This is a genomic window from Pedobacter sp. ok626 (assembly GCF_900100435.1).
In the GTDB taxonomy this organism is placed as follows: domain Bacteria; phylum Bacteroidota; class Bacteroidia; order Sphingobacteriales; family Sphingobacteriaceae; genus Pedobacter.
Genome location: NZ_FNEX01000004.1, coordinates 47,605 through 59,936 on the forward strand (window position 1 = coordinate 47,605; position 12,332 = coordinate 59,936).

At 38.2% G+C, this 12,332-nt stretch carries 12 protein-coding genes; 4 read left to right on the forward strand and 8 right to left on the reverse strand.

The annotated features are described in order from the left end of the window. The 3 genes from BLS35_RS06630 to BLS35_RS06640 are packed head-to-tail and all read right to left on the reverse strand — an operon-like array spanning position 1 to position 3,267. Positions 1–747 (reverse strand): ABC transporter ATP-binding protein, encoded by a 747-nt coding sequence (locus tag BLS35_RS06630; RefSeq protein ID WP_090779078.1) that lies wholly within the window; start codon positions 745–747, stop codon positions 1–3. Next, positions 747–1,946, reverse strand: coding sequence for an efflux RND transporter periplasmic adaptor subunit (locus BLS35_RS06635; RefSeq protein ID WP_090779079.1), 1,200 nt, complete (start codon positions 1,944–1,946; stop codon positions 747–749). The genes BLS35_RS06630 and BLS35_RS06635 overlap by 1 nt, the downstream gene beginning before the upstream one ends. A 4-nt stretch (positions 1,947–1,950) precedes the next feature. Continuing rightward, positions 1,951–3,267 (reverse strand): TolC family protein, encoded by a 1,317-nt coding sequence (locus BLS35_RS06640; protein ID WP_090779081.1) that lies wholly within the window; start codon positions 3,265–3,267, stop codon positions 1,951–1,953. A 178-nt stretch (positions 3,268–3,445) separates the two neighbouring features. Here BLS35_RS06640 and BLS35_RS06645 point away from each other — a divergent pair, with 178 nt between their 5' ends. The 3 genes from BLS35_RS06645 to BLS35_RS06655 all read left to right on the forward strand — a co-directional run bounded on the left by BLS35_RS06645 (position 3,446) and on the right by BLS35_RS06655 (position 7,451). Further along, positions 3,446–3,874: an SRPBCC family protein gene (locus BLS35_RS06645; protein ID WP_090779083.1), complete on the forward strand. Its 429-nt coding sequence runs from the start codon at positions 3,446–3,448 to the stop codon at positions 3,872–3,874. A 146-nt stretch (positions 3,875–4,020) separates the two neighbouring features. Continuing rightward, a complete protein-coding gene (locus tag BLS35_RS06650) occupies positions 4,021–6,333 on the forward strand; it encodes a TonB-dependent receptor (RefSeq protein ID WP_090779085.1) in 2,313 nt (770 codons plus the stop codon). Positions 6,334–6,338: 5 nt separating this feature from the next. Beyond that, a complete protein-coding gene (locus BLS35_RS06655; RefSeq protein ID WP_090779087.1) occupies positions 6,339–7,451 on the forward strand; it encodes a PepSY-associated TM helix domain-containing protein in 1,113 nt (370 codons plus the stop codon). 59 nt (positions 7,452–7,510) lie between these two features. Here BLS35_RS06655 and nudK read toward each other — a convergent pair whose 3' ends face one another. Next, positions 7,511–8,089, reverse strand: a complete 579-nt coding sequence (nudK, locus tag BLS35_RS06660; protein ID WP_090779089.1) for a GDP-mannose pyrophosphatase NudK — start codon at positions 8,087–8,089, stop codon at positions 7,511–7,513. Between the two features lie 157 nt (positions 8,090–8,246). Here nudK and BLS35_RS06665 point away from each other — a divergent pair, with 157 nt between their 5' ends. Then, a complete protein-coding gene (locus BLS35_RS06665; RefSeq protein ID WP_090779091.1) occupies positions 8,247–8,945 on the forward strand; it encodes a GDSL-type esterase/lipase family protein in 699 nt (232 codons plus the stop codon). Positions 8,946–8,949: 4 nt separating this feature from the next. On the opposite strand, the gene BLS35_RS06670 is transcribed toward BLS35_RS06665, so the two are convergent. The 4 genes from BLS35_RS06670 to BLS35_RS06685 form a co-directional block, all read right to left on the reverse strand. Beyond that, complete coding sequence (locus tag BLS35_RS06670) at positions 8,950–9,372, reverse strand: GtrA family protein (RefSeq protein ID WP_090779093.1); 423 nt, start codon at positions 9,370–9,372, stop codon at positions 8,950–8,952. Continuing rightward, positions 9,372–10,097: a CDP-alcohol phosphatidyltransferase family protein gene (locus tag BLS35_RS06675; protein ID WP_090779095.1), complete on the reverse strand. Its 726-nt coding sequence runs from the start codon at positions 10,095–10,097 to the stop codon at positions 9,372–9,374. Before BLS35_RS06675 ends, BLS35_RS06670 begins: the two co-directional genes overlap by 1 nt. Positions 10,098–10,195: 98 nt before the next feature. Continuing rightward, complete coding sequence (locus BLS35_RS06680) at positions 10,196–11,386, reverse strand: metallophosphoesterase (RefSeq protein WP_090779097.1); 1,191 nt, start codon at positions 11,384–11,386, stop codon at positions 10,196–10,198. 98 nt (positions 11,387–11,484) lie between these two features. Then, a complete protein-coding gene (locus BLS35_RS06685; protein ID WP_254778711.1) occupies positions 11,485–12,183 on the reverse strand; it encodes an SMUG2 DNA glycosylase family protein in 699 nt (232 codons plus the stop codon). Positions 12,184–12,332 lie beyond the last annotated feature (149 nt).

Genomic DNA, 12,332 nt, shown 5'->3' on the forward strand with positions numbered 1-12,332 from the left:
TTAATAGTCATCCGATGTGGGTAATGAAGCCAGGGCTTCTTTCGCCGAACGGGGATTTTCATTGATACTGTCTTTTTGTAGCTTGCCATCCTTTAACATAATCGTTCTACTGCTAAAAGCAGCGATATCTGGCTCGTGGGTCACAAAAACAATGGTTTTACCTTGCGCATTCAAATCTTGCATTAAGGCCATAATCTCATACGAGGTTCTGGTATCCAAATTTCCCGTAGCCTCATCAGCGAGAATCATGACTGGTTCATTGACCAATGCCCTGGCAATGGCTACGCGTTGTTGCTGTCCACCCGAAAGCTGACTAGGAGTGTGATCAAATCGATCACTCAGTTTTACAGCTTCAAGCGCTTTGATAGCCCTCTCTTTACGTTCATCGGCAGTGATTTCCTTATTGTAAAAGAGGGGTAGCTCCACATTCTCCAGTGCATTTGTCCGAGGTAATAAATTGTAGGACTGGAATACAAAGCCAATCTTTTTATTTCTCAGTCCAGCCAGTTCATCACGATCTAAACCTTTAATGTCAATCCCATCTAAAAAGTAACTTCCCTCAGTTGGTTTATCCAGACAGCCTAAAATATTTAGGAGTGTGGTTTTACCAGATCCGCTGCTCCCCATAATGGTTACAAATTCGCCGGCGTTGATTTCAAAAGAGAGCCCTTTTAAAGCCCTCACGGTCATCTCACCCATAACGAATTCTCGTTTTAACTCATGTAATTCCAGTATCTTGTTTGCCATTATCGTGGTCTGTTACTATTTCCTGAGCGTCGTGCCGGCATAAATGGACTGGAAGCTGCGGCACCAGTACCACTACTAGCACCTTTTACCTTACTGCCAACAACGACTACATCATCTTTTGTTATTCCACTTAAAATTTCTACCTGGGTATTGTTATTGATCCCCATTTGGATTTTCTTTTGTTCCAGCTTATTTTCACCCATTTTGAGCCATACGTACCCTTCGTCAGCTGCACTTGGCTTTCTGGCTTTATTGGCCCATATCAGTTGATAGTTTTTTAGGGTTGTGTCTGGCATAAACTTAATTGCCTTTGCAGGAATCAGCAAAGCATTGTTTACCTCTTTAGCGAAAATGGTAATGTTGGCCGTCATACCCGGTTTTAACTTTTGATCACTATTGTCTGTTTTTATAATCGTCGTGTAGGTAACTACATTGGACGCAATGCTTGGTCTTAACCGTATTTCCTGTATGTCTCCTTTAAATGTATCGTCCAAAAAAGCATCTACGGTAAAAGTAGCTCGCTCCCCGATCTTAAGATCGCCCACATCGGCTTCATCAACGGCAGCTTCGACTTGCATTTTTGTTAAATCTTTAGCGATACTGAATAGAGTTGGGGTATTAAAACTTGCTGCAACAGTTTGTCCCTCGCTGATGCTTCTGGCTAATACAGTTCCATCAATGGGCGAGTAAATACTGGCTAAAGAAAGATTTTTTTGAGCGGAGACTAGTTGCGCTTTGATGCTGTTTGCATTGGCGATAGATGAATTATAGGTATAGAGGGCATTGTCGTAATCGGCTTTGCTAATGGCACCCAGTTTATATAGCTCGCTCTGTCTGTGGAAATTCCCTTTTTGAAAAATAATTAAACTTTGAGCATTGGCCAGGCTACCTTTAAATTGATCCACTGAGGCTTGAAACAACGTTTTGTCCAGCTCTGCCAGCAGTTGCCCTTTTTTAACTTTAGAATTGAAATCGACATAGATTTTTGAAATGTTACCAGATACCTGTGAACCTACCATTACCGTATCCATCGGCTCGACCCTTCCAGTAGCGGTTACATTTTCTGAAATATAACCTATCGTAGGTTTCTCTGTGTCCAGTATAACCACTTGTTCTTTTTTACGGATGCCGAAGTACCAAATGGCAAAGCCAAGTACAAGTACGCCTAAAATAATAAATATGGTTTTCTTGTTTTTCATTTGTTTATTCAGTAATTGGGACGCCTGTATAAAAATCGTAGATCTTGGTATTTAAGTTGGCCGTGTATTTTGCTTGTATATAGGCCTGGAGGGCCTGAATGTATAGGTTCTTTTGTTGTAGGTATTCGACCATATTGTTGACGCCTAACTTGAGTTGTGCTTCGGCAATTCTTAAAGCTTCGCTGGTATAGTTGAGTTGTTCTTTTGCAGCTGCGTATTGACTGTTGGCATTCTGAACGTTTAAATAGGCTGTTTCTACGGCTTGGGTTAAAATTGTTTTGGTATTCAGCAAGGATAGCTTGGCCTGTAGAATTTCGATATTGGCTTTGGCGACATTGGTCCGGGTTACTTTCCGGTCAAAAATTGGGATCGCCAGGGTTAAGCCTAGTCCCTGATTAAAACTGCTGTTGAGTTGATTTGGGTAGGAGCCAAAACTGTTGCTATTGTAGCCCGAGGAAATGGAGCCGCCCAGGCTTAAAAGTGGTCGGATTGAAGCTTTTGCCTTTTCCATTTCATTGGTTTGCAATTGTACGTTGAGGAGTTCGCTTTTAACTTCTGGTCGGGTTTGTAAAGCCTGGTCTTGTGCTGAGTTTAAATCCATCAATGGCTTAGTTATTTTAACGGTATCTGTTGTTGCGACTTCAAAGGGGATTCGGGTAGGCAGCTGTAGCAACTGCTTTAATGTAAGTATGTTTTGTTGGAGTTGATTTTGTGCAGTAATCAGCGTATAATTATCATTTGCCATGGTGGCTTGAAGCTGCAAGAGTGCGTTTTTCGCAATGGTACCTATTTTAAATTCCTGTTGGGCCTGGTTGACTTGCGCTTGACTAGTGCTCAGGAGATCCTTCAGGTAGGTAATGTTGTCTCTGGTTAATAAAATATTTAAGTAGGCTTGGGTAAGCTGAATAGTCATGTCGTTCTCTGCGGAGACAATGGAGAGATTGGCAATTTGCTGACTAAAGTTCTTCGACTTGATGTCGTTGTTAAGATAACCTCCATTGAAAAGGGTAAGTCCAGAATTGACTCCATATCCACTGGAGCTTTGCGTGCCCGATTTATAATGTGTCGCGTCTTGTGTTACGCTACCAGTTAAATTTGGGTATTTAGCCGCTTTAGCGGCGATTAGATCCTGTTCGGCAGATTTAGAGCTAAGTTTTAAGCTGTTAACTGTATAATTGTTCTCCTTTGCGTAAAGGATACATTCGCTGAGGTTCCAGACTTTGGGCAAGGCATTATATAAGGAGTCTTGTGCCAGTAGGTTTTGTGCATTGAAAATTGCTGCAAGAATGAAAAGCAACGTCTTAATTTTTAATCGCGACATAACGGGTGTTTAGGTCCTAAAGCATTAACCAAATCGAAACAGAATTGTTTGTATCTTCTCTGAATACTTTATTGTCGTAATCGACCCTAGATAATGTCATTATTGCCCGCCTTTGTTTAGAAAAAGCGCTGGTATATTTACATTATTAAAATGAAACTGATAAATAATATTTAGACAGATGGAAACAGCAAAGAAAACGACAATTACAGTAAGTGCTACAATAAATGCTCCAGTAGCAAAGGTTTGGGATATTTGGACAAACCCAGAACAGATTAAACAATGGACTTTTGCATCGGATGATTGGCATGCTCCCTACGCAGATAATGACCTACGTGTTGACGGGACCTTTAAAACGACTATGGCAGCAAAAGATGGAAGTTTTAGCTTTGATTTTGCTGGCGTTTATACGGAAGTTGAAAATCATAAGCTCATTAAATATGTATTGGGCGATGGAAGAGAAGTGAAAATCACATTTACTGAAGAGGGAAATATGACTAAAGTGCATGAGACTTTTGATCCTGAAACTCAGAATTCCATAGAAATGCAACAGAGTGGATGGCAATCTATTCTTGATAATTTTAAAAAATACGTGGAAGAAAAAAAATGATTCTTTTCTAAATCAACCGGGAGCAGATTTATTTATCTGCTCTTTCTTTATTTTTATTTGTAATAAATCTAAATAGCTATATATTTGCCTGAAATATATAGCATATGCCGTTTAGAGATCTACGATTTTTTATTATAATATTATTGATGTTTCTACCATGGAGCCTTTTTGCTCAAAATGGTAACGGAATTATAAATGGGATAGTGACCGATTCCCTAAAGCACACCATTGCTTTTTCTAATGTTCAGATTAGAAAATTGAATATTAAAACCACATCTGATAAAAATGGCAGGTTTTTATTAAAAGGAATTCCGGCGGGTAATCACTTAGTATCTATTTCTATTACAGGATACAATAAGCTACAGCAGGAGGTATCTGTATCAGCTGGTGACACGACTTATATGGATGTGGTATTAAAAGATCAAAGTTCAGCTTTATCAGAAGTAATTGTTTCTGCAAGTAGAAGAGCAGAGTCTTTAGCCCAAACACCGTCTTCAGTGACTATCCTTACGGCAAAAGAGATCAATACCCAATCTATTATCAGTCCTAATCTTGCCAATATCTTGTCATACAGTGTTCCGGGACTGGGGACATCAACCAACCAAACTGGTAATTCGGGGCAAACGCTAAGGGGGAGAAACGTGCTTGTGCTTATTGATGGGATTCCTCAATCTACTCCGCTTAGGGCAGGGGGAAGAGATATTCGTAGTATTGATCCCTCAGTGATCGAACGTGTGGAGGTGATAAAAGGTGCTACGGCGATATATGGAAATGGCGCTGAAGGTGGATTGATTAATTACATCACAAAGAAAGCAAACACGGGAAAGGAGTTTGGTGGCTATTCGCAAATTGGAATGACTGGTAATACGAAAGGTGATAGTACCATTGGCTATCGTGTAGTTCAACAATTCTATGGTAGGGCTAAAAAGTTCGACTATATTGTAAGTGGAATGTATGAAAAAACGGGTGTATACAGAGATGCCGAAGGATTGGTGATTTCACCGGAATATGGGCTTGGAGAGACTAAATCTTATAACGGATTTGTTAAGCTTGGTTATGACATTACGGCTAAGCAAAGATTAGATCTGATGTACAATTATTTTAGTTCCCGTCAGGATTCCAGATATATCACTAAAACAGGTGTGTATGGTCAATCCCCTGCAATTGGTGTTTATGGGGAAAGAGTAGGGGTAGATGAGGGAACGCGTTTTAATCACAATTCAAATCTTCAATACAGTAATCGGGAGATTTTTGGAAATACTGATTTGACCGCTAATGTGTACTTTCAGGATTTTTATACGATTTATTCAAATTCAGCTTCGTTTTATGGAAGTGGTCAATCGGCCATTACATCTACTAAAAAAGGAGCTCGGTTAAATTTAAACACCCCATTCAGATTAACACCTCAGGTGCCAATGCACGTAACCTATGGATTAGACTTGATGAACGATAAAACGGCCCAAAACCTGGTTGATGGTAGGGTATGGGTGCCAAAAATGAATATGGTTAATTTTGCACCTTATTTGCAAGCTACAGCCAATTTATTTAGTGATTTAACTATTAAAGCTGGATTAAGGAGAGAAAATATCAATATTGATGTGGATGATTTTAAAACATTGGCTACGGGTGCAGACGGCAAAGGTAGTATTGATGTAAAGGGAGGGAAATTAAACTATAATGCTTTTGTATTTAATGCTGGTGCGAGGTATTCTAAATTCAAATTGTTTAACCCTTTTATCAGCTATGCACAGTCTTTTTCTGTGTTTGAACTTGGAAGGGTGTTGAGAGCCGCTAAAAGTAATACGCTATCTCAATTGGAAACGAAGCCAATTATTGTAAATAATTACGAGGCAGGTTTTAGTAGTACATTGGGTAACTTAAATTTTAGTGCAGCGTATTATTATAGCACTTCAAAGTTGGGCGCCAACCTTTTGGAAGTGAATGGAACTTATATTTCACAAAGAATTCCTGAACGTGTGGAAGGATTTGAAATTCAGGTCGACTATCAGCTCATTCCATCTTTAGCCATAGGCGGTAACTACGCCGAGGTTGGTGGTAAGGGGGATGTAGATAACGACGGGAGATTTAATAGTCCCTTAGATGTTTACTTAAATACTACGCGTATATCGCCTTCGAAGGCCACTGTTTATGCGAAGTATTCAGGGATTAAGAATTTGTTTCTAGATTTGAACTGGATGCGCATAGGTGATAGGGAGCGTTTCCCGGTTAATCCTAAGACTGGTAAATATTTAATTGGTGAAGGACCGGTAAAAGCCTATGATTTGTTTAATTTTGCGGCTTCTTACCAAATTATGAAACCATTAAAGGTTAACCTTGGTGTTGAAAACGTGCTTAACAAAACCTATTATCCTAGCATTTCCCAGTTTTACGGAAGTGATATCAATTATGTTAGGGGAAATGGCCGCAGATTTAATCTGTCGCTTGGTTATGCCTTTTAATTGAGATGACCAAAAGATTTAAGAAAAGTATAAGATTAATACATTTATGGTTGGGCTTAGGCACCGGCCTTATTGTATTTATCATTGGAATTACAGGCTGTCTATATGTTTTTGAAGAGGAGATCAGAGCGCTTACTCAAAAGGACCGTTTGTATGTTCCGGTTCAAAATAAACCATTCCTGGGGCTAGAGAAGATCATCAGGACTTTTGAACAGGTGGCCCCTGATGAAAAAATAACGGTTATAAGAATTAAAGAAAAGCAGCCGAATGCGACTGTACAACTTTCTGTAAAAAAGGACAAAGCTTACTACTTTAATCCATATGATGGAAGCCTTGTTTACAAAGGAGGAGCTGATTGGCTATCTACTGTTGAGGAGATTCACACTTCATTACTTATGGGGGAAACGGGTAAATTCATTCAACGTTGGTCGGTCGTAGTTTTTGTAATCATGTTAATTACTGGTTTGGTGCTCTGGTTTCCTCGTCAGATAAGATTGTTAAAACAAGCCCTTACAGTTAAATGGAAGGGATCTTTTAAAAGGGTTAATTATGATTTGCATAATGTGTTGGGTTTTTACGCTTCGGGAGTTTTACTGATTATTGCTTTAACAGGTTTGTTTTTCGCCTTTAAAGAGGTTAAAACGGCTGCAGCATTTTTAACTGGAACAAAGCTTAAAGATGGGGAAAAGCAAACGTTAGTTAAGTCTGACGTAATCGATTCGCTCCCTGTCCGCTATGATAAGCTGTACCAGGATCTTTCCATTAAATATCCGGGGGCAGAAGCAACGAGTATATCCATTCGTAAAAATGGTGAACTTCGTTTAAGGATGATATATCCATATAAATGGGCTCGTAATCAGAATACTTTTTATTTTGACAGTGCAACGGGTTCACTATCTAAAGCTAAATTGTTTAAGAATTTTAATCGGGCAGACTTAGTTGAAGCTACTAATTATGATTTGCATACAGGTCGGTTATTTGGGCTTTTTGGTAAGATTGTAGCATGTATTGCTAGTCTGATTGCCGCCAGTCTTCCTGTTACAGGGCTGATAATTTGGCTTAAAAAGAAGAAAAATAACCGTTCTTTTCGGAGTCTGGCATCTGTTACTGAAGGGTAACAGCGCCTGGGTCTCCTCTAAGAAGGTAATTTTTTTGTGTAAAGCAAGTATGTTGGCTTTTATAGGATTAGGTTATTGATTGCTGCATATTGTAAAAGCATGATGGTTTTACCATCTTTAATTTCTCCTATATTGATCATGTCGAGCGCTTGTTGAAAAGGGAGCTCTAAGACTTCTATATGCTCACTTTCTTCTTCAAGCCCCCCACCTTCGTGGACTTTCATTTCGTTGGAATATTCTGCGACAAAAAAGTAAATAAGTTCTGTAACTGAGCCGGGCGACATATAGGCTTCAAAAATTTTTTGAACGGTATTTATTCGGAAGCCAGTTTCTTCTTCTGTTTCCTTTTTGATGCAGTCTTCTGCATTGTCTTTATCTAACAAACCAGCACAACATTCGATCAAATAGCCAGTCTCATTTCCATTCACATAGGTTGGCATCCTGAATTGACGTGTAAGCACTACCGATTTATGCTGTTTGTTGTACAATAGAATTGTTGCTCCGTTCCCTCTGTCGTAAGCTTCTCGCTCCTGCACAGATTTGGTGCCGTCTTTTCTAGTGATTTCGAAACCTATTTTCTTGAGTGTGTACCAGTTGTCCGATAGGATTTCAGTGTTTGTAATGTTTACAGATTCCATGTTTTGTTCGTGATTATTTAGGGCCAAATTAAAGCAATTTCAGATTAAGAGGATCGCTTTATTAGAACATAAAATCATAAGATTTAGTATAGAAGAGTTAGAAGCTTTGTAATTTTTTATTATCTTTCGATAAAAATATTGTCAAATAAATTATTGTATGAATCCTTTTAAATCTTCTTTGGGTAATCTTGTTAAGGTTAGTTTAATTGCTTTTTTTCTTGCTTTGCCTGTCGCACTTTTCGCTCAAGGTTATAACACCAAAACTTTTGAAAAAAACATTCAGGCTTTTGATAAAAGAGATTCCATAGAAAATGTGCAGCCAGGCTCGAATCTATTTGTTGGGAGTTCCTCTATCACTAAATGGACCGATATTGCTGCTTATTTTCCGGAATCTTATGTCATTAACCGGGGATTTGGTGGTTCAAAATTTGAAGATCTATTGTATTATGCTGATCGGGTAATTATGCCTTATAAGCCAGCTAAGATTTTTATTTACGAAGGCGACAATGATATTGCGAAAGGGATTGATACCGAAACGCTAATTAAACAGGCCACCACCTTGAGAAAAAGAATTGCTGAGGCATTTCCTAAAGTTCCTGTGGTTTTTATCTCAGTAAAACCGAGTGTAGCCAGATGGGATCTTAAAGATAAATATGTAGCCTTTAATCAAGCACTTAAAAAATACGCTGAGAAGCAAAAGCTAACTGCGTTTGTAGATGTTTGGACACCAATGCTTGATGCCAATGGGGAAGTCTTTAAAGATATCTTTTTAAAAGATAACCTGCATATGAAGCCTAATGGCTATCAGATTTGGCAAAAGGCTTTACAACCATTCTTGTTGAAAAATAAAAAGTAGGGATTTAATCTAATTGTTCGAATTCTTCAATTGGTGGTTTTTTGAACACCCAATATTTTTGCAGTATGTAGTTGAAACTTAAGGAGACAATAATGTCGACCATAATTCTGGTTAGCTTATAATCTAGATTTAACCAGTTAGTGAAAAGGTAGGTGCCTGATGATTTTAGCGTAATACTTCCCGCTACTACAAAAATAAATTTAACGAGCTGGTTGCCAACAGGCAATTGGCTTGCTCCGAATGTCCAATATCGGTTAACTGAAAAGTTAGCTACGGCACCAATAATTCCACCAATGGCGATAGAGATGGTGTAGTGTATGTGCAAGAGTTCTGTGCACAATATCATCACCGAGTAATCCAGCAATCCACCTGTAAATGCCGAAACCTGTGCTTTAGCAAATTCAAAAATGGACTTTATGGTAATCATTAAGCAGCTTTCTTTTTAGCATTTCGCTCTATAGTATCCCGGATATCGCCAAGCTTTAGCAATTTGCGGGTATCTATAATATTGATGAAGAAAAGTGTTATGCATATTACACCTGCGAAATATCCTATTAAACCACCAAATATGACTTCTAAAATAAAAATTAGGGCCAATATGATACGGATTTCAGTAGGACCAACCAGTCCTGAATCTATAGTGTAAACGTCTGTGATTTTGTACCTTAGTTGCGAAATGATCATAGCCCAGCCATAAAGCACAACAAATACAAAAGCGATGAGCTCGTAGGTTTTTTCTGCGTACACCATATAACCTAAGCCTATCATCACAGTGCTTACCCAATCCATAATAATATCGAGGGAAAAGCCATACCATTTGCGAGGAATATTGCGGTAGTAAGCTATACGGCCATCCAATGAATCGCCAAACCAATTTAGGGCTAAACCAAAAATACCTAGTAAAAGATAACTGCGGTCTACATAATTAGCTAATATAAATCCTGCAAGTACCAATACTGATCCAACGGTACCAAGAAAAGTAAGCATGTTTGAAGAAATGTAACTCGGGATTCTAGTTACCAGAAAAGAAAGCGTTTGTTGCTCCAGACTGTTTAAAATGTTGGTTCTTTTTCTATCCTGGAATACTCTTTTTAAATCATCAGTATCTGCAGACGCGATTAAAGTTTCTTCTCTCAATTTATTTTGTTCCATTAAGGCCTTGTAGTATAATTATATTCTACCATGCAAAAGTATAGAATTTTAACAATCGAAAATTGATTTTGTTAGAAAACAACCTTTCTATGATAAAATTATTTTCCAGATCTTTTAAGTTCAATCACTGTAATCTCGGGCCAAATGCCTATTCGCCCGGAAAAACCTAGAAAACCAAAGCCTCTGTTGATATTTAAATATCGGCCATTTTCACTGGCAATACCTGCCCAATGTGAATATCTATATTTTACAGGACTCCATTTTATACCAAATGCTTCAATACCGAATTGCATGCCATGCGTGTGGCCAGAAAGGGTTAAATGTATTTTTGAAGGAAGCTTTTTTACCTCTTCATCCCAGTGTGTAGGATCATGTGATAACAGTATTTTAAAATCATTTGGCCTTACATCGATCATTGCTTTATTAAGATCGCCGCGTTCCCCGAAGCCAATACCCCAATTCTCTACACCGGCCAAAATAATTTGCTCGGTATCCTTATGTAGGGTTACATGCTCATCAAGTAATAATCTAAAGCCCAATTCTTGATGATATTTTTTTAGTAGTTGTAAGTTGGTACTTTTTTCAGTTTCACTTTCCCATTTAATGTAGTCTCCATAGTCGTGATTGCCAAGTATAGAAAACTGGCCGAACGGTGCCTTTATCTGTGAAAAATAGCTGATCCAGGGTTTGATTTCCTCTGCTTTGTTGTTCACAAGATCTCCGGTAAAAACGAATAGGTCAGATTGCTGAGCCTTAATTAAATCAATACCTCTTTGTACAGCTTTAGGATTTTGGAAGCTTCCTGCATGTACATCCGAAATTTGGGTGATGGTAAAGCCATCAAAATTTTGAGGAAGATCATCGAAGAATAAAGTGTGTTTGATTACTCTGTACGCATATTTTCCCTTGATGATGCCATAGATAAAGATCAAGATGGTAAGGAGGAAAAGAAAGGCCGCAAACTCTACCCAGTATCCATTCCGCGGTTTACCCGCAAATAAACGATAAACATCTGCAGGTAGTAACATCAGGATAAAAACAAATTCAGCTACAAAGAGGACGAGGAAGGCATGGGTGGCTATTTTAAAAAATATATCCATACCATTATCGCGCATTCTTTGCATGGCGTAAGCAAGGGCGGCAGTTATAAGTGTGATAAAAGTCCAGAAAGTCGGTGTGATACTTGGATGGCTACTGAGCGTATGAATGCCTGATAGTACATAGCTGTTCATTAAGAAGAATAGTATGGCGATGATCAGGAAGGGTAATAGGTTTGTTTTTCGTTTCATTTAATTTCAATTACACTTTGGATGAGAGAGTGTTTGTAGTGTTACATGAAATGACATTACTGTGTTGAATCTCATGATGCTTGGGCTGAAAGATGGTTCTATTGCTTAACCGCGTCAAATGCGGAAATGTATTTATCGATGTAGAATTGTTTTTCGGCGCTTTTATATTGCATGATAAATCTGGGGTGTTCGAGAGCTATGATCTTTTTGAAAAACTGATGCTCCTCATTTAGTTTGCTAAGGAATTTTTCATTCTTACCAGTACCAAAACAAAAGCAGGTGTCTGTATAGACGCCTAGTTTGATTAGCTTGTGGAGGCTTTCAATCATAAAATCTTTAACAGCATGGATCAGTTCTTTGCTGTCGTAATAATTATAGTTCTTTTCTTTTCCATTAGCATCAATGGAAGTATAGCCAAGCGGACTAGGTGAGTTGATATAGAAGTCTTTGTAAAAGGCATTGACACCGCCATAGGCATTGATCATTTCGTAGATAAAAACTGAAGAGAGTTCATGAGTTATTCTTCCTTCATATTGAATGTGGCACTCGGTTTTTAGTCTTTTGGGGTCTGTAAATGGAATGCCCGTTAATCCAGCTCCAAGTCGACTTGGATTTATACCTAAAATAAGATGTCTTGGGTTATTGTCGTTATAGTATTTTCGATAGAAAGTTTCAACAATTCCCATTGTCTTTTCAAATTCAGTAAAGGGGTTCATAATTCGGATACCCGCTGGCAAAGGGGCACCTGTATATTTTAAGTTCTTATTGAAAAGGATAGCTTTATCTGCAAATGTCATCAGGTTAAAAATACAAAATTTTATGATAGTATATGTTTTCTTATCTGTGGAATGTAAATTAAATACCTGAATTATAACATTTTAAATGTTATTTTATGAAATATATACTACAAGTCCTGTATACTTTATATATTTGCTTTATGAACAAA

Coding starts and splice junctions, on each gene's coding strand:
- BLS35_RS06685 (WP_254778711.1), bottom strand. CDS start 12,183: ATGACATTTGCAGATAAAGCTATCCTTTTCAATAAGAACTTAAAATAT.
- BLS35_RS06680 (WP_090779097.1), bottom strand. CDS start 11,386: ATGAAACGAAAAACAAACCTATTACCCTTCCTGATCATCGCCATACTA.
- BLS35_RS06650 (WP_090779085.1), top strand. CDS start 4,021: ATGTTTCTACCATGGAGCCTTTTTGCTCAAAATGGTAACGGAATTATA.
- BLS35_RS06630 (WP_090779078.1), bottom strand. CDS start 747: ATGGCAAACAAGATACTGGAATTACATGAGTTAAAACGAGAATTCGTT.
- BLS35_RS06665 (WP_090779091.1), top strand. CDS start 8,247: ATGAATCCTTTTAAATCTTCTTTGGGTAATCTTGTTAAGGTTAGTTTA.
- BLS35_RS06675 (WP_090779095.1), bottom strand. CDS start 10,097: ATGGAACAAAATAAATTGAGAGAAGAAACTTTAATCGCGTCTGCAGAT.
- BLS35_RS06640 (WP_090779081.1), bottom strand. CDS start 3,267: ATGTCGCGATTAAAAATTAAGACGTTGCTTTTCATTCTTGCAGCAATT.
- BLS35_RS06670 (WP_090779093.1), bottom strand. CDS start 9,372: ATGATTACCATAAAGTCCATTTTTGAATTTGCTAAAGCACAGGTTTCG.
- nudK (WP_090779089.1), bottom strand. CDS start 8,089: ATGGAATCTGTAAACATTACAAACACTGAAATCCTATCGGACAACTGG.
- BLS35_RS06645 (WP_090779083.1), top strand. CDS start 3,446: ATGGAAACAGCAAAGAAAACGACAATTACAGTAAGTGCTACAATAAAT.
- BLS35_RS06655 (WP_090779087.1), top strand. CDS start 6,339: ATGACCAAAAGATTTAAGAAAAGTATAAGATTAATACATTTATGGTTG.
- BLS35_RS06635 (WP_090779079.1), bottom strand. CDS start 1,946: ATGAAAAACAAGAAAACCATATTTATTATTTTAGGCGTACTTGTACTT.